Source organism: Pseudomonas sp. B21-010, from assembly GCF_024749325.1.
GTDB classification, from domain to species: Bacteria; Pseudomonadota; Gammaproteobacteria; order Pseudomonadales; family Pseudomonadaceae; genus Aquipseudomonas; species Aquipseudomonas kilonensis.
On sequence record NZ_CP087198.1, the window covers coordinates 2,087,040 to 2,102,729 of the forward strand.

Sequence of the window (15,690 nt, forward strand, 5' to 3'; positions counted from 1 at the left end):
GTACTTTCGAGGTGATTCCCATGATGAAAGGTGGCATGGCCGGCCTGATGAAGCAGGCGCAGCAGATGCAGGAAAAAATGGCCAAGATGCAGGAAGAACTGGCCAACGCCGAAGTCACCGGCAAGTCCGGCGGCGACATGGTGACCGTGGTCATGACCGGTCGCCACGACATCAAGCGCGTCAGCATCGACCCAAGCGTGGTCGAAGGCCTGAGCGAAGACGACAAGGAAATGCTCGAAGCCCTGTTCGCCGCCGCCGTCAATGACGCGGTGCGCAAGATCGAAGCCAACAGCCAGGACAAGATGTCTGGCGTGACGGCCGGCATGCAACTGCCGCCGGGCATGAAACTGCCGTTCTGATTCGCCATCCCGGTCGGGATGGGCTACACACAATGCCAGGCATCGCGCCTGGCATTTTTGTTTCTGTCGTAGGGGCGAGCGGTGACAGAAACCTTAGCTGTGGGAGCAAGCCTTGCTCCCACAAGTACCCGTTGAACAAACATCGAACGCCGCCCCTTCGGCAATGGTCTGCTTCCTATACGTGTCCGCTCAACGAACAAGGAGACGCATCCATGTCATCGCTTTCCAGTCAGCGCATCGTCCTGGCCTCCCGCCCCCAAGGGGTGCCCACGCCGGAAAATTTTCGTCTTGAACACGTGACACTGCCGGATCTGGCGGAGGGACAAATTCTGCTCAAGACGCAGTTCCTGTCCCTGGACCCTTACATGCGCGGGCGAATGAGTGACGCGCCTTCCTACGCTGCTCCGGTAAAAATCGACGAGGTGATGACCGGCGGCGCCGTCAGCCGCGTGGAACGCTCGATGCACCCGAAATTCCAGGAGGGTGATCTGGTGGTGGGGGCCACCGGTTGGCAGAGCCACAGCATCAGCGATGGGCGCAACGTGATGCCCATCCCTTCGGGGCTGCCGAGCCCGTCGATGGCCTTGGGGGTGCTGGGCATGCCGGGCATGACCGCTTACATGGGGCTGATGGACATTGGCCAACCCAGGGCCGGGGAGACCCTGGTGGTGGCGGCGGCCTCGGGTGCGGTGGGCTCGGTGGTCGGCCAGGTGGCGAAGATCAAGGGCCTGCGTGTCGTCGGCGTCGCGGGTGGCAGCGAGAAATGCAAGTACGTGGTCGACGAGCTGGGGTTTGACGCCTGTGTCGATCACAAGAGCGCACGTTTTGCCGAGGAGCTGGCGCAGGCTTGCGACAAGGGCATCGATATCTATTACGAAAACGTCGGTGGCAAGGTTTTCGATGCCGTCGTGCCGCTGCTCAACGCCAAGGCGCGGATCCCGCTCTGTGGCCTGATCGCTTCCTACAACGATCATCAAGCGCCGAGCGGCCCGGATCGCTTGCCGCAGTTGCAGCGCACGTTGCTTAACAAGCGTGTGCGGATCCAGGGGTTTATCGTGTTTGATGACTACGGTGACCGTCAGCCGGAGTTCATCAGCGCCATGGCCTCTTGGGTGCGTGATGGCAAGGTCAAGTTCCGTGAGGACGTGGTCGATGGCCTTGAGAATGCGCCACAGGCGTTTATCGGGTTGTTGGAAGGGCGCAATTTCGGCAAGTTGGTGGTGCGGGTCGCGCAGGATTGAGTATTTGACGCTAATCGGAGGCGCGGGTATAAACCGCGTCTCGTTGTTATGTCGGACATTTCCTCCATGAGCTTCAGCCCTTTGATTCGCCAACTGATCGATGCCCTGCGAACGTTGCCGGGTGTAGGTCAGAAAACTGCCCAGCGCATGGCGTTGCAATTGCTCGAGCGTGATCGCAGCGGCGGTTCACGCCTGGCCCAGGCCCTGAGCCAGGCCATGGAAGGCGTAGGGCATTGCCGTTTGTGCCGCACCCTCACTGAAGACGATCTCTGCCCACAATGTGCCGACCCGCGTCGGGACGACAGCCTGCTTTGCGTGGTGGAGGGGCCGATGGATGTGTACGCGGTGGAGCAGACCGGTTTTCGTGGCCGTTATTTCGTGCTCAAGGGCCACTTGTCACCGCTTGATGGCTTGGGGCCTGAAGCCATCGGCATTCCACAGTTGATCGCGCGGATCGAAGAAGCGGGTACTTTCACGGAAGTCATCCTTGCTACGAACCCGACGGTCGAAGGCGAAGCCACCGCCCATTACATCGCCCAACTGCTCAACAACAAAGGCCTGATCGCCTCACGCATCGCCCACGGCGTGCCGCTGGGTGGGGAGCTTGAGTTGGTGGATGGCGGGACACTGGCGCATTCGTTTGCGGGGCGCAAGCCGATCGCCTTGTAACAGCAACACAAATCCCTGTGGGAGCGAGCTTGCTCGCGATAGCGGTAGACCAGCCAATATCTATGTTGGCTGACACACCGCTATCGCGAGCAAGCTCGCTCCCACAGGGTGACTCACTCGACCATTATTTTTCGCTGAGCGAGAACTGCGTCAGGCAGAACGTCGGTATCCCCATGTCTTCCAGGCGCTGGGAGCCGAGCAGCTCCGGCAGGTCGATGATCGCCGCGGCTTCGTGGACCTTGGCGCCCATGCGGCGGATCAGGTTGGCGGCGGCGATCAGCGTGCCGCCAGTGGCGATCAGGTCATCGAACATCACCACCGAATCACCCTCGCACAAGCTATCGGCGTGCACTTCAAGGAAGGCTTCGCCGTATTCGGTCTGGTAACCCTCGGCCAGCACATCGGCCGGCAGCTTGCCTTGCTTGCGGAACAAGATCAGCGGTTTGTTCAACTGATAGGCCAGGATCGAGCCAATCAGGAAACCCCGCGCATCCATCGCGCCGATATGAGTGAACTCGGCCTCGACGTACCGGTGGGCGAAACTGTCCATGACCAGTCGCAGGGCGGTTGGGGATTGGAACAGAGGGGTAATGTCGCGAAAGATCACGCCGGGCTTGGGGAAATCGATCACCGGGCGGATCAGGGATTTGATATCGAAGGAGTCAAAGACCATCGTGGAGGTGTCCTGGCTGAGCTGCAAACACGGCAGTATAGCGCGGCTGGGAACATCCCTCAGCCGCGCGCGGCCATCAGCCTTCGATCGAGCCGCCGGCCAGGGCGCAGAGCTGGATCGGGTCGAGAATGTGAATTTCCTTGCCTTCGGCGGCAATCAACTCGTTCTGCTGGAAGCGGGTGAATACCCTGGACACGGTTTCCACCGCCAGGCCCAGGTAGTTGCCGATTTCGTTGCGCGACATGCTCAAGCGGAACTGGTTGGCCGAGAACCCGCGGGCGCGGAAGCGTGCCGAGAGGTTGACCAGGAACGTGGCGATACGCTCGTCGGCGGTTTTTTTCGAAAGCAGCAGCATCATTTGCTGATCGTCACGAATTTCCCGGCTCATGACCCGCATCAACTGGCGGCGCAGTTGCGGCAGCTGTATGGACAACTCGTCCAGGCGATCGAAGGGAATTTCGCACACCGAGGTGGTTTCCAGCGCCTGGGCCGAGACTGGGTGGGACTCGGTGTCCATGCCGGACAGGCCCACCAGTTCGCTGGGCAGGTGGAAGCCGGTGAGCTGTTCTTCGCCGCCGTCGCTCAGGTTGAAGGTCTTCAAGGCGCCCGAGCGCACCGCATAGACCGAATCGAAGGTATCGCCCTGGCGAAACAGGAATTCACCTTTTTTCAACGGGCGGCCCCGTTTAACGATGTCGTCCAGCGCGTCCATGTCCTCCAGATTCAGCGAAAGTGGCAGGCAGAGGGGGGCCAGGCTGCAATCCTTGCAATGGGCCTGGTTGTGGGCGCGCAGTTTGACTGGCTCGGACATTTCTTAAATCCTTGTGGGAAATCACGCATAAGGCGTAAGGGTACCCCAGAGCAGACAGTCCGGCCAGCGTGGTTTCGTCGTCAAATTGTCGCGCTCAGATGACGCGGGAGAAGCGTTGGCGATTGTGCAGGTCCAGATAGGCATCGAACACCATGCACACCGATCGCACCAGCAGGCGCCCGGCGGGCAATACCCGGATGTGGGTGTTATCCAGCTCGATCAGTCCATCCGCAGCCATGGCTTGCAATTGCGGCCACTGCGGCGCGAAGTAACCGCGAAAGTCGATGTTGAAGGTTTGCTCGATCTCGGCGAAAGGCAGGTGGAAATGACAGATCAACTGCTGGATCACCGCGCGCCGCAGCCGGTCGTCAGCGTTGCAGATCAGCCCGCGACTGGTCGCCAGTTGCCCGTCGGCGAGAGTGTTCTGGTAATGGTTCAGGTCACTGCTGTTCTGGCAGTACAAATCGCCGATCTGGCTGATGGCTGACACGCCAAGGCCGACCAGGTCGCAATGGCCATGGGTGGTGTAGCCCTGGAAGTTGCGCTGCAACGTAGCCTCTTCCTGGGCGATTGCCAGTTCGTCGTCGGGCAGGGCGAAGTGGTCCATGCCGACATAGCGGTAACCGGCGGCGGTCAGTTGTTCGATGGTGTCTTGCAGCATCGCCAGTTTCTGCTCCGGGTTCGGCAAGTCCTGGCTGTTTATGCGCCGCTGGGGCATGAAGCGTTCCGGCAGGTGGGCGTAGTTGAACACCGAGAGCCGGTCCGGTTGCAGATGGATGACTTCCTGGACGGTGCGGGCGAAGTTTTCCGGGGTCTGCTTGGGCAGGCCGTAGATCAGATCGATGTTGATCGAACGGAACTGCAAGGTCCGGGCGGCTTCGACCACGGCACGGGTTTCTTCCAGGCTTTGCAGGCGATTGACGGCTCGCTGCACCGCTGGATCAAGGTCTTGCAGGCCGATACTGACCCGGTTGAAACCCAGTTCACGCAACAGGCCCATGGTCGACCAGTCGGCCTCCCTGGGGTCGATTTCGATGCCGTAGTCGCCGGAATCGTCGTCCAGCAGGTTCAGATGCTTGCGCAGCTTGGCCATCAGTTGGCGCAGTTCGTCGTGGCTGAGGAACGTCGGGGTACCGCCGCCAAAGTGCAGCTGTTCTACGCGCTGCGTGGGGTCCAGGTGGCAACCGATCAGTTGTATTTCCTGTTCCAGGCGCTGCAGATAGGCGTGGGCACGACCGCGGTCCTTGGTGATGACTTTGTTGCAGGCGCAGTAGTAGCAGATGTTCGCGCAGAACGGTATGTGCACATACAGCGACAACGGCCGCAGGGCCTTGCGGCTGTCGCGCAGGGCGTGGAGCAGGTCGAAGGTGCCCACTTGGCTGGCGAACTGCGCCGCAGTGGGGTACGAGGTGTAGCGTGGTCCCGCCAGGTCGTAACGGCGGATGAGATCTGAGTCCCAACAAATGGTGTCGAGCATGCGGGCATTCCCCGGATAGACTGGCATGGGGCGAGTCTAGGGGCGCGTGGGCGTGGCCGTTTTGATTTGCGTCAACGGGCTCGCTGCGAAGGAGGGTGTGCATGGTTTTTGAGGGCGACGCATGACCTGTGGGAGCCGAGCCTGCTCGCGATGACGGCGGCACATCCAGCAGGGATGTCAGCTGAACCACCGCTATCGCGAGCAAGCTCGCTCCCACATTTGATCTGGGGCGCTCACACGTCTCCTGTGGGAGCGAGCCTGCTCGCGATTGGGGGCGACTTGGTCAATGCCCCATGAGCCAATGTTGATGCGGCCCCGGCAGTGTCCATATCCCGAAAATAATCACCAACAAACCACCGGCCATGCGCACGCTGCGTTTGCGCAGTAGGGCGGTGACGCGTTCGGCGGCCAGGCCGGTGGCGAGCAGTACCGGCCAGGTGCCCAGGCCGAAGGCGAGCATCAGCAACGCGCTGTCCAGCGCATTGCCCTGGCTGGCGGACCAGAGCAGGGTGCTGTAGACCAGGCCGCACGGCAGCCAGCCCCACAGCGCGCCGAGCAGCAAGGCCCGGGGCAGGCTCGACACCGGCAGCAAACGGTTGGCGACGGGTTGGATGTGCCGCCACAAACCACGCCCCACGCTTTCGATGCGCGTCAGGCCGCTCCACCAGCCCGCCAGGTACAAGCCCATGGCAATCAACAGCAAGCCGGCCAGCACCCGCATGATCATCGCTGCCGGACTGTTGGACACGGCCCAACCGGCCAGGCCAATCAGCAACCCGGCGGTGGCGTAGCTCAGGATCCGCCCCAGGTTGTACGCCAGTAGCAACCGAAAGCGCCGGCTGCGTTGTTCCTTGGGGATCGCCAGGGTCAGGGCGCCCATCAGGCCGCCGCACATGCCCAGGCAGTGGCCGCCGCCGAGCAGGCCAAGGATAACCGCCGAAACCAACAGTGGCGCCAGATCAAGCATGGGGCGGAGCCTTGTCGTCCGGCTTGCGGGCCTCGCCACTGGCTTCGTCCACCGCCGCCTTGTGGTTCGGGTCCTGGTCGTCGAACAGAATGCTGTGGGCCGGCCCGTCGAGGTCGTCGTACTGGCCGCTGTCCACGGCCCAGAAGAAAATGTACACGGCGATGGCCACGATCAGCAGCGCGGCCGGGATCATCACGTAGAGAGCTGGCATGTCGGAACTCCATGCCCGCGCGGCTCAGGCCGGCAGCGGGCGGGTATCGGGCGTGGCGTCGAAAACCTGCGTCTTGGGCTGACGCGTCAGCCTCAGCGCATTCAACACCACGGTCAACGAACTGATGGACATGCCGACCGCCGCCCACACCGGCGTAATCCAGCCGAGGGCGGCGAACGGCAACATGAGGCCATTGTACAGCCCTGCCCACACCAGGTTCTCAATGATCACCCGGCGGGTGCGTCGAGCCAGGCTGAAGGCGTGGATCAGGGCGTCGAGGCGGTTGGACAGCAGCACCGCGTCGGCGCTGGTCTTGGCCAGGTCGGTGGCCGAGCCCATGGCAACACTGATGTCCGCCGCCGCCAGCACGGGCACGTCGTTCACCCCATCGCCGAGCATCAGCACCTTGCGGCCCTGTTGGTGCAACTGCTGCAACACGGCCAGTTTGTCGTCCGGGCGCAGCCCGCCGCGAGCCTCATCGATACCCAGCTCGCCGGCGACGCTGGCAACCATGGGCGAACTGTCACCCGACAACAGCAGCGTCCGCCAGCCCCGTGCCTTGCAGGCCGCCAGCAGGGCTGGGGCATCGACGCGCAAGCGGTCATCGAGGACGAACCAGGCCAGGGGCCCGATCTCATCGCCCAGCAACAGCCACTGCCCGGGTTCATCCGGCATCACCGGCACCGTCGCGCCACTGAGTTCGCAGACAAAACCGGGTTGGCCGATGCGCAGGCGCTGTTCTGCCACGAGGCCTTCCAGCCCCAGCCCCGGGGTGCTGTGTACCTGCTCGGCGGCCAGTGGCGCGCGGCCGAAGGCGCGGGCGATAGGGTGTTCCGAGCGGTTTTCCAGGGCCGCGGCCAAGCCCAGGCATTGATCGCTGTCGAGGGCCGCCAATGGCCGAATGGCGCGCAACGCCAGGCGGCCTTCGGTGAGGGTACCGGTCTTGTCGAAAATCACCGTGTCGATCTGGTTCAGGCCTTCCAGCACATGACCGCGCGTCAGCAGCAGGCCGAGCTTGTGCAAGGTGCCGGTAGCGGCGGTGAGGGCGGTCGGCGTGGCGAGGGATAACGCGCAAGGGCAGGTGGCGACCAGCATCGCCAGGACGATCCAAAACGCGCGCGAAGCGTCCAGTTGCCACCACACCAGCCCGATGACGGCAGCGGCGACCAAGGAGAACAGCAAGAACCATTGGGCGGCGCGGTCGGCGATTTCCGCCAGCCGTGGCTTCTCGGCCTGGGCCCGCTCCAGCAGCCGCACGATGGCCGACAGTCGGGTGTCTTGCCCGAGGGCCAGCACCTCGACCGTCAAGGCCCCTTCGACGTTCAGCGTGCCGGCGGTGACCGCGTCGCCCACCTGGCGAGGCTGTGGCAGGTATTCACCGGTCAGCAGCGATTCGTCGATGCTGGACTGCCCCTCCAGGATCCTGCCATCGGCCGGCAGGACTGCCCCGGGATGCACCAGCACCCGGTCACCGGTGCGCAATTCGCTGAGCAGGATGCGTTCACTCTGGCCGTTATCCTCCAGGCGCAGGCACGAGGCCGGCAACAGATTGACCAGTTGGGCGGTGGCGGCAGCTGTGCGCTCCCGGGCCCGGCGTTCCAGGTAACGGCCGGCCAACAGGAACAGGGCAAACATGCCCACGGCGTCGAAGTACAACTCGCCGACGCCGGTAATCGACGTCCAGATCCCGGCAACGTAGGCGCTGCCGATGGCCAGGGACACGGAAACGTCCATGGTCAGGTGGCGGGTACGCAGGTCGCGCATGGCGCCTTTGAAGAACGGCGCGCAGCTATAGAAGACGATGGGCGTGGTGAGGAACAGGGCAACCCAGCGCAGGATGGTGTGCATCTCCGGGCTCAGGTCGATGTTGAATTCCGGCCAGGTGGCCATGGTCGCCATCATCGCCTGGAACCACAACAGACCGGCCACACCCAATTGGCGCAGGGCCAGGCGGTTTTGTGCGGCGAGTTGTTCACAGGCCTGGTCGGCCTGGTACGGGTGGGCGACATAGCCGATCTGGCGCAATTCGGCGAGCAGCGTGCTCAGCGGCAGTTGAGCGTCGGCCCAGCGTACATGCAGGCGATGATTGGACAGGTTCAGTCGCGCTTCGGCCACGGCCGGCAGGCTGCGTAATTGTTTTTCAATCAACCAGCCGCAGGCGGCGCAACTGATGCCTTCCATCAACAGGGTGGTTTCGGCCAGTTCGCCTTCATGGCGCACGAATGATTGCTGCACGTCTGGGCGATCGTACAGGGCCAGTTCATCGGTCAACTGGACGGGCAGGGATTCGGGGTTGGCCGACGCTTCGCTGCGATGCTGGTAATAACTTTCCAGGCCACCGGCGACAATGGCCTCGGCCACCGCCTGGCAGCCCGGGCAGCACAGCTCGCGGGTTTCACCGAGGACAACGGCGGTGAAGCGACTGCCGGGGGGGACGGGCAGGGCGCAGTGGTAGCAGGGCTGTGGAGTGGTCATGGGTATCGCATGAAGGCCTGGCATAGTGGGCTTGCAAGGAGGTACACAAACTGTAGGAGCTGCCGAAGGCTGCGATCTTTTGATCTTTCGCTTGGGACTCAAGCAGCAAGGGAAAGATCGCAGTCTCGCTTCGCTCGGCAGCTCCTACAGGGGCTGTCGTCTGGTTTACTTTTTCAGGTCTTCAGCGCCTTGCAGCGGTTCATCGCCGAGCAAGAGGTCCTGGCCGTGATTGATCTGTTCTTCTTCGAACAGGCGCCAGGTCTTGTCGTTCTCCACCCCCAGCAATTCGACAAAGCGCCGGCCTTCGATCTTGTCCGCCAACTGACCGACGTAGCGCCCCGGTTCGCTGTCGTTGCGGGTCAGGACGATCTTGCGGTCCTTCTCCGGTTGGGTCGGCGAGATCAGGCTCAGTTCCAGGGTCTGGGGACGGCTGTTGCCGTTCAGGCGCAGGTTCACTTCACCGGTGAGTTCGTCCATTTGCACGTTGGCACGCAGTTGCAGGGTCTGGGCCAGCAATTCGCGCTCCAGCGAGCGGTTGATGCCCTTGCCGGCTTCGTAATAGTTGTCGTTGACCAGGTTGTCCGGGTTCTTCACCGCAATGGTCACCATCGTCAGGCTCAGTGTCACCGAACAGGTCAGGATCGCGATGATGATCCACGGCCAGAGGTGCTTGTACCAAGGGCTGGTGGCGGTTGCTGCAGGCATGTTCAGTTCTCTCAACGAGTTTGTGGGCCGATGAACCGGCTCTTGGCTTCGACATGTACGCTTTCGTCATCGGCGTCCTTGAGGATGAAGGTCACCTCGTTGGTGCTCGATGGCAGTTGTTCCGGTGCGCTGGACAGCTCGACCGGCTGGCTGTAGATCTCGCCGGCCGCGACCTTGATTTCCCGCCGGCCTTGCAGCTTGAGGTCGGGCAGGCCGGCGGCTTCCAGGACGTAGGTATGGTCGCGTTGGTCTTTGTTCATGATCTTCAGGCTGTAGACGTTCTCGATTCGGCCTTCGGCGTTTTCGCGGAAGAGCACGCGGTCCTTGCTGACGTCGAAACCCACCAGCGAGCGCATGAAGAACGCCGCCGCCAACAGGCTCATCATGGTCAGCAGCACCAAGGCATAACCGATCAGGCGCGGGCGCAGTTTATGGGTTTTCTGCCCCGAAAGGTTGTGTTCGGTGGTGTAGCTGATCAGGCCGCGTGGATAATCCATCTTGTCCATGATGTTGTCGCAGGCATCGATGCAGGCTGCGCAGCCGATGCACTCGATCTGCAGGCCGTCGCGGATGTCGATACCGGTAGGGCAGACCTGGACGCACATGGTGCAGTCGATGCAATCCCCCAGGCCCAGGGCTTTGTAGTCAACGCCCTTCTTGCGCGGGCCACGGCTTTCGCCACGACGCGGGTCGTAGGAAACGATCAAGGTGTCCTTGTCGAACATCACGCTCTGGAAGCGTGCGTAAGGGCACATGTAGATACACACTTGCTCACGCAGCCAGCCAGCGTTGCCGTAGGTGGCGAGGGTGAAGAAACCCACCCAGAAATACGACCAGCCATCGGCCTGGCCGGTAAAGAACTCGAACACCAGTTCGCGGATTGGCGTGAAGTAACCAACAAAGGTCATGCCGGTGACGAAGCCGATCAGCAGCCACAGGCTGTGCTTGGTGAGCTTGCGCAGGAATTTGTTGGCGCCCATGGGGGCCTTGTCGAGCTTGATGCGCTGGTTGCGGTCGCCTTCGGTGACTTTTTCGCACCACATGAAGATCCAGGTCCACACGCTCTGTGGGCAGGTGTAGCCACACCACACTCGTCCTGCATAGACCGTGATGAAAAACAGGCCAAAGGCGGCAATGATCAACATCCCGGACAGCAGGATGAAATCCTGGGGCCAGAAGGTGGCGCCGAAAATAAAGAATTTGCGCTCCGGCAGGTTCCACCAGACGGCCTGATGGCCACCCCAGTTCAGCCAGACCGTACCGAAATACAGCAGGAACAAGAGCGCGCCGCCAGCCATTCGCAGGTTGCGGAACAGACCGGTGAAGGCGCGGGTGTAGATTTTTTCCCGAGAGGCATACAGGTCGACGCTTTTGTTCGCGTCCTTGGCAGGCGGGGTGACGTCATGTACCGGAATCTGGTTACTCATCAAATGCATCCCACGGCAGTGGAAAAGTGCCGTGGCCAGTACGTGCCGACCACGGTCAGAAAGGGTGTTGCGGTGGCGCAATGATACGCCTGTCGCTCTAGCCCAAGGGTGCGACCTTTGGTCGCGTTGGGGGTCTGCATAGAATGGTGTAGTGGATGTAACAAGTCATGACTCAGATCAATTGACTATAGCTATTTCATAACGTCGGCGAAACGAAGAGCGCGCTCTGCAGGCTGTTCTGTTTCGTGGCGAGGGAGCTTGCTCCCGCTCGGCTGCGCGTAGGAGCTGCCGAAGGCTGCGATCTTTTGATCTTGATCTTTCGCTCTCGACTCAATTGTCAGTGGAAAGATCGCAGCCTCGTTGCACTCGACAGCTCCTACACCGCCCCCCAGCGGGAGCAAGCTCCCTCGCCACAAAAGGCCACCTTGTAATCAGCCAACCCACGGGTTGAGCACCGCCACGCCGCTGCTTTGAAAATCACTCACGTTGCGGGTCACCACGGTCAACCCATGAACCAGGGCGGTGGCGGCGATCAACGCATCGCATTCATTGCTGCGGTCAGGCACATGCAGGCGAGCGCAACGCAATGTGACGGCACGGTCCACGGCCAGGATCCGGCCGGCAAAGGCAGGCATCACATGATTATCCAGCCAGGCCCGCAGGCGACTGCCCTGCGTCGGGTCCTTGCGTTCGAAGCGCAGCACGCCGGTTTCCAGTTCCAGTACGGTGATCGCCGAGACATACAGGCTGGGAGCAGGGACGCTGCGCGCCCAGGCTTGGACGTTTTTGTCTGCCTGGGGTTTGCGCAGCTCCGAGATGACATTGGTATCGAGTAGAAACATTCAGGACAGGTCCACCGAGCGGGGGGCGATGACGGCACGCTCGGTATCGAAGTCGATGTCCGGCGCATCGGGCATGACCAGCAACTCGACAATGCTGGTGCCGATGCCGGTCAGTTTCAGGTACTCCTCAATGCTTAGCAGTACATGGGCCGGCTTGCCACGGTCGGTGATGATCACCGGCCCTTCACGGGTGGCTTTTTTGGCACCACTTGTGTCGTGGTTGAATTCGCGGCTGGAGATGGTGGTGATGGACATGGAGGTGTCCTCGTTTGAACTTGAATGTAGGCACGTTACTACCGGGGTGGTTGGCCGGCAAGCGAAACAGATTTACCCAGGTTTTTCGGCCGGTAACAAAAAGGCCCCGCCAATCAGATTGGCGGGGCCTTTGGTGTATCAGCTACTTGTCTTACTGGGCGTCAGCGGCCGGAGCCTTTTCGCCATGAGACAGGCTATAGACATAGGCGGCCAGCAAGTGGACCTTGTCGTTGCCTTGCAGGTCAGCCTGGGCAGGCATCTGGCCCTGGCGGCCGTAACGGATGGTCTGCTGCAGTTGAGCGAAGCTCGAACCGTAGATGAACGCCGCAGGGTGCGTCAGGTCAGGTGCGCCCATGGCGGGCGTGCCTTTGCCGGCTGGGCCGTGACAGGCCACGCAGTTGGCCGCGAACAGTTTCTGGCCGTTGGCCGGATCGGCCTTGGCGCCTTCCGGCAGTTTACGGCCGTGCAGGCTGGTCACCAGGTAGGAAGCCACGTCAGCGACGCCTTGCTCGCCGACCACGGCAGCCCAGCCCGGCATCACGGCGTGACGACCGCCCATGATGGTGGTCTTGATGGTTTCCGGCTCACCGCCCCAGCGCCAGTCGGCGTCGGTCAGGTTGGGGAAGCCATAGGCACCCTTGGCGTCGGAACCGTGGCAAACCGAGCAGTTGGAGGCGAACAGGCGGCCACCCATCTTCAGGGCTTGCGGGTCCTTGGCGACTTCTTCGATCGGCATGGAGGCGAACTTGGCGAAGATCGGACCGAACTTGGCGTCCGAGCGAGCCATTTCCTTTTCCCACTCGTGAACGCCCGTCCAGCCGGTCTGGCCGTTGGCGAAGGCGGTCTGCTTTTCGGTGTCCAGGTAGTTGTAGCCTGGCAGCAGGCCTTTCCAGTTACCCAGGCCAGGGTAGAGCACCAGGTAACCGAGGGCGAACACGATGGTGCCCACGAACAGCATGAACCACCATTTCGGCAGTGGGTTGTCGTACTCCTCGATCCCGTCGAACGAGTGGCCGACGGTCTCGTCCGTCTGCTCGGCGCGCTGGCCCTTGCGGGTCGACAGCAGCAGCCAGGTCAGGGAGAAGATCGTTCCCAGGCTGAGGACTGTGACGTACAGACTCCAGAATGTAGTCATTCTTTGTTACTCCTAGAAGCTTGCTCGACGTGCTTGATGGCTTCGGGATCATCCGCGAACGGCAGCAAGGTCGCGTCGTCAAACTCCGACTTGCGCTTGGGGCTGAACACCCACAGGGCCAGACCGATGAAGGCCACCATCACGACGACGGTGCCCAGGCCGCGAATCATCCCGATATCCATAAAGAATCACCGTTTGCTTTTGATGATGGTGCCCAGGCCTTGCAGATAGGCCACCAGCGCGTCCATTTCAGTCTTGCCCTTGACGGCATCCTTGGCACCGGCGATGTCTTCGTCGGTGTAAGGCACGCCCAGGGTGCGCAGGACTTCCATTTTCTTGGCGGTGTCTTTGCCGTCGAGCTTGTTTTCTACGAGGAACGGGTAGGCCGGCATTTTCGACTCAGGTACCACGTTGCGCGGGTTGTACAAGTGCGCACGGTGCCAGTCGTCGGAGTAGCGGCCGCCAACGCGGGCCAGGTCCGGACCGGTACGCTTGGAACCCCACAGGAACGGGTGATCCCAGACGCTTTCACCGGCGACCGAATAGTGGCCATAGCGTTCGGTTTCGGCGCGGAACGGACGGATCATCTGCGAGTGGCAGCCGACACAACCGTTGGCGATATAGATGTCACGGCCTTCCAGTTCAAGGGCGGTACGTGGCTTCATGCCTTCGACCGGCTTGTTGGTCACGTCCTGGAAGAACAGCGGAACGATCTGGGTCAGGCCGCCGATGCTCACGGCGATGACCATGAAGAAGGCCAGCAGGCCGATATTCTTCTCTACTGCTTCGTGCTTCATCAGTGAGCTCCAACTACGGCGATCTTGGCGGCGGCTTCAGCTTCAGCCGGGTCAGAGGCACGAACGGTGCGGTACACGTTGTAGGCCATGAACAGCATGCCGCTGGCGAAGAACGCGCCGCCCAGGGCTCGGACGATATAGCCCGGGTGGCTGGCTTGCAGGGCTTCGACGAACGAGTAGGTCAGGGTGCCGTCGTCGTTGATTGCACGCCACATCAGGCCTTGGGTGATGCCGTTGACCCACATCGAGGCGATGTAGAGCACGGTGCCGATGGTCGCGAGCCAGAAGTGCGCGTTGATCAGGCCGGTGCTGTGCATCTGCGCACGACCGAACAGTTTCGGGATCATGTGGTAGATGGCGCCGATGGAAATCATCGCCACCCAGCCGAGCGCACCAGCGTGCACGTGGCCAATGGTCCAGTCGGTGTAGTGGCTCAGGGAGTTGACGGTCTTGATGGCCATCATCGGGCCTTCGAAGGTCGACATGCCGTAGAACGCCAACGAGACCACCAGGAACCGCAGGATCGGGTCGGTGCGCAGCTTATGCCAGGCGCCCGACAGGGTCATCATGCCGTTGATCATGCCGCCCCAGCTTGGCGCCAGCAGGATGATCGACATCGCCATGCCCAGGGACTGCGCCCAGTCTGGCAGTGCGGTGTAGTGCAGGTGGTGCGGACCGGCCCAGATGTACAGGGTGATCAGCGCCCAGAAGTGCACGATGGACAGGCGATAGGAATAGATCGGACGCTCGGCCTGTTTCGGCACGAAGTAGTACATCATCCCCAGGAAACCGGTGGTCAGGAAGAAGCCTACGGCGTTGTGGCCGTACCACCACTGGATCATCGCATCGGTCGCGCCCGAGTAGGCCGAGTACGACTTGAAGAAGCTGACCGGCAGGGAAGCGTGGTTGACGATGTGCAGCATGGCTGTCACGACGATGAACGCACCGTAGAACCAGTTACCGACGTAGATGTGCTTGGTCTTGCGCTTGACGATGGTGCCGAAGAACACCAGACCGTAGGTCACCCAGACAATGGCCAGCAGGATAGCCAGGGGCCATTCCAGCTCAGCGTATTCCTTGGTGGTGGTGTAACCCAGTGGCAAGGTCACGATCGCACCGACGATGACCGCTTGCCAGCCCCAGAAGGTGAAGGCGGCGAGGCTGTCGGAGATCAGTCGCGTTTGGCAGGTTCGCTGCACGACGTAGTAAGAAGTGGCAAACAATGCACAACCACCGAAGGCGAAGATCACCAGGTTGGTGTGCAGCGGGCGCAGGCGTCCAAATGTCGTCCATGGCAGATCGAAGTTCAACTCCGGCCAGACCAGTTGCGAGGCGATGAAGACACCGAGCCCCATGCCAAGGATCCCCCAGACCACCGTCATGATGGCGAACTGGCGGACTACCTTATAGTTATAAGCAGTCGGACTGATTGCTGTGCTCATTCTAAGGTTCCACGGTTTGGGTGTTTTATTAGGATAAAAATCGGTCGCAAGTATGGAGAAAGCGGGGGGTCATTGCAACGCGCCATGACCTGGGTCAATGCTTTCCAAAGCTGATTCTGCGGCCTTTCCATGTTTCTTGTAGGGACAAAAATGGCCCACGGCAAAATGTCGCAACGAAGGAATGAGGCGAGGGGGTCAGGTCGG

17 protein-coding genes are annotated in these 15,690 nt (G+C 61.5%); 3 read left to right on the forward strand and 14 right to left on the reverse strand.

The window, feature by feature from the left end; translation table 11 throughout:
- The first annotated feature begins 20 nt into the window (after window positions 1-20).
- The 3 genes from LOY50_RS09225 to recR all read left to right on the forward strand — a co-directional run bounded on the left by LOY50_RS09225 (window position 21) and on the right by recR (window position 2,269).
- Window positions 21-359: a YbaB/EbfC family nucleoid-associated protein gene (locus LOY50_RS09225; protein ID WP_214508885.1), complete on the forward strand. Its 339-nt coding sequence runs from the start codon at window positions 21-23 to the stop codon at window positions 357-359.
- Window positions 360-571: 212 nt separating this feature from the next.
- Entirely contained in the window at window positions 572-1,600 is a 1,029-nt protein-coding gene (locus tag LOY50_RS09230; RefSeq protein WP_258690692.1) for an NADP-dependent oxidoreductase, read from the forward strand.
- Window positions 1,601-1,666: 66 nt separating this feature from the next.
- Window positions 1,667-2,269 carry a recombination mediator RecR gene (gene recR, locus LOY50_RS09235; protein WP_003199585.1) on the forward strand — a complete coding sequence of 201 codons (603 nt, stop codon included), beginning with the start codon at window positions 1,667-1,669 and terminating at the stop codon, window positions 2,267-2,269.
- Between the two features lie 124 nt (window positions 2,270-2,393).
- On the opposite strand, the gene LOY50_RS09240 is transcribed toward recR, so the two are convergent.
- The 14 genes from LOY50_RS09240 to ccoN all read right to left on the reverse strand — a co-directional run bounded on the left by LOY50_RS09240 (window position 2,394) and on the right by ccoN (window position 15,486).
- The gene (locus LOY50_RS09240) at window positions 2,394-2,942 is read right to left on the reverse strand and encodes an adenine phosphoribosyltransferase (protein WP_003199587.1); all 549 of its coding nucleotides are present in this window, start codon (window positions 2,940-2,942) and stop codon (window positions 2,394-2,396) included.
- A 76-nt stretch (window positions 2,943-3,018) separates the two neighbouring features.
- A complete protein-coding gene (gene fnr, locus LOY50_RS09245) occupies window positions 3,019-3,753 on the reverse strand; it encodes a fumarate/nitrate reduction transcriptional regulator Fnr (protein ID WP_018608622.1) in 735 nt (244 codons plus the stop codon).
- A 94-nt stretch (window positions 3,754-3,847) separates the two neighbouring features.
- Window positions 3,848-5,230 carry an oxygen-independent coproporphyrinogen III oxidase gene (hemN, locus tag LOY50_RS09250; protein ID WP_258690693.1) on the reverse strand — a complete coding sequence of 461 codons (1,383 nt, stop codon included), beginning with the start codon at window positions 5,228-5,230 and terminating at the stop codon, window positions 3,848-3,850.
- A gap of 283 nt (window positions 5,231-5,513) precedes the next feature.
- Window positions 5,514-6,197: a sulfite exporter TauE/SafE family protein gene (locus LOY50_RS09255; RefSeq protein ID WP_046065274.1), complete on the reverse strand. Its 684-nt coding sequence runs from the start codon at window positions 6,195-6,197 to the stop codon at window positions 5,514-5,516.
- Window positions 6,190-6,408, reverse strand: coding sequence for a cbb3-type cytochrome oxidase assembly protein CcoS (ccoS, locus tag LOY50_RS09260; protein WP_003183505.1), 219 nt, complete (start codon window positions 6,406-6,408; stop codon window positions 6,190-6,192). Before ccoS ends, LOY50_RS09255 begins: the two co-directional genes overlap by 8 nt.
- Before the next feature lie 24 nt (window positions 6,409-6,432).
- Window positions 6,433-8,883, reverse strand: coding sequence for a heavy metal translocating P-type ATPase (locus LOY50_RS09265; protein WP_258690694.1), 2,451 nt, complete (start codon window positions 8,881-8,883; stop codon window positions 6,433-6,435).
- Between the two features lie 165 nt (window positions 8,884-9,048).
- Complete coding sequence (locus LOY50_RS09270) at window positions 9,049-9,588, reverse strand: FixH family protein (protein ID WP_214508889.1); 540 nt, start codon at window positions 9,586-9,588, stop codon at window positions 9,049-9,051.
- 11 nt (window positions 9,589-9,599) lie between these two features.
- Complete coding sequence (gene ccoG, locus LOY50_RS09275) at window positions 9,600-11,015, reverse strand: cytochrome c oxidase accessory protein CcoG (RefSeq protein WP_214508890.1); 1,416 nt, start codon at window positions 11,013-11,015, stop codon at window positions 9,600-9,602.
- A gap of 431 nt (window positions 11,016-11,446) precedes the next feature.
- On the reverse strand, window positions 11,447-11,857 hold the full coding sequence (locus LOY50_RS09280) for a type II toxin-antitoxin system VapC family toxin (RefSeq protein ID WP_258690695.1): 411 nt from the start codon (window positions 11,855-11,857) through the stop codon (window positions 11,447-11,449).
- A complete protein-coding gene (locus LOY50_RS09285) occupies window positions 11,858-12,112 on the reverse strand; it encodes a type II toxin-antitoxin system Phd/YefM family antitoxin (RefSeq protein WP_258690696.1) in 255 nt (84 codons plus the stop codon).
- Between the two features lie 151 nt (window positions 12,113-12,263).
- Window positions 12,264-13,247 carry a cytochrome-c oxidase, cbb3-type subunit III gene (gene ccoP / locus LOY50_RS09290; RefSeq protein ID WP_003199603.1) on the reverse strand — a complete coding sequence of 328 codons (984 nt, stop codon included), beginning with the start codon at window positions 13,245-13,247 and terminating at the stop codon, window positions 12,264-12,266.
- Window positions 13,244-13,429: a CcoQ/FixQ family Cbb3-type cytochrome c oxidase assembly chaperone gene (locus LOY50_RS09295; protein WP_003183474.1), complete on the reverse strand. Its 186-nt coding sequence runs from the start codon at window positions 13,427-13,429 to the stop codon at window positions 13,244-13,246. The genes ccoP and LOY50_RS09295 overlap by 4 nt, the downstream gene beginning before the upstream one ends.
- A gap of 6 nt (window positions 13,430-13,435) precedes the next feature.
- The gene (gene ccoO, locus LOY50_RS09300; protein WP_003199605.1) at window positions 13,436-14,044 is read right to left on the reverse strand and encodes a cytochrome-c oxidase, cbb3-type subunit II; all 609 of its coding nucleotides are present in this window, start codon (window positions 14,042-14,044) and stop codon (window positions 13,436-13,438) included.
- Entirely contained in the window at window positions 14,044-15,486 is a 1,443-nt protein-coding gene (gene ccoN, locus LOY50_RS09305) for a cytochrome-c oxidase, cbb3-type subunit I (RefSeq protein ID WP_003199607.1), read from the reverse strand. Before ccoN ends, ccoO begins: the two co-directional genes overlap by 1 nt.
- Between the last annotated feature and the right edge of the window lie 204 nt (window positions 15,487-15,690).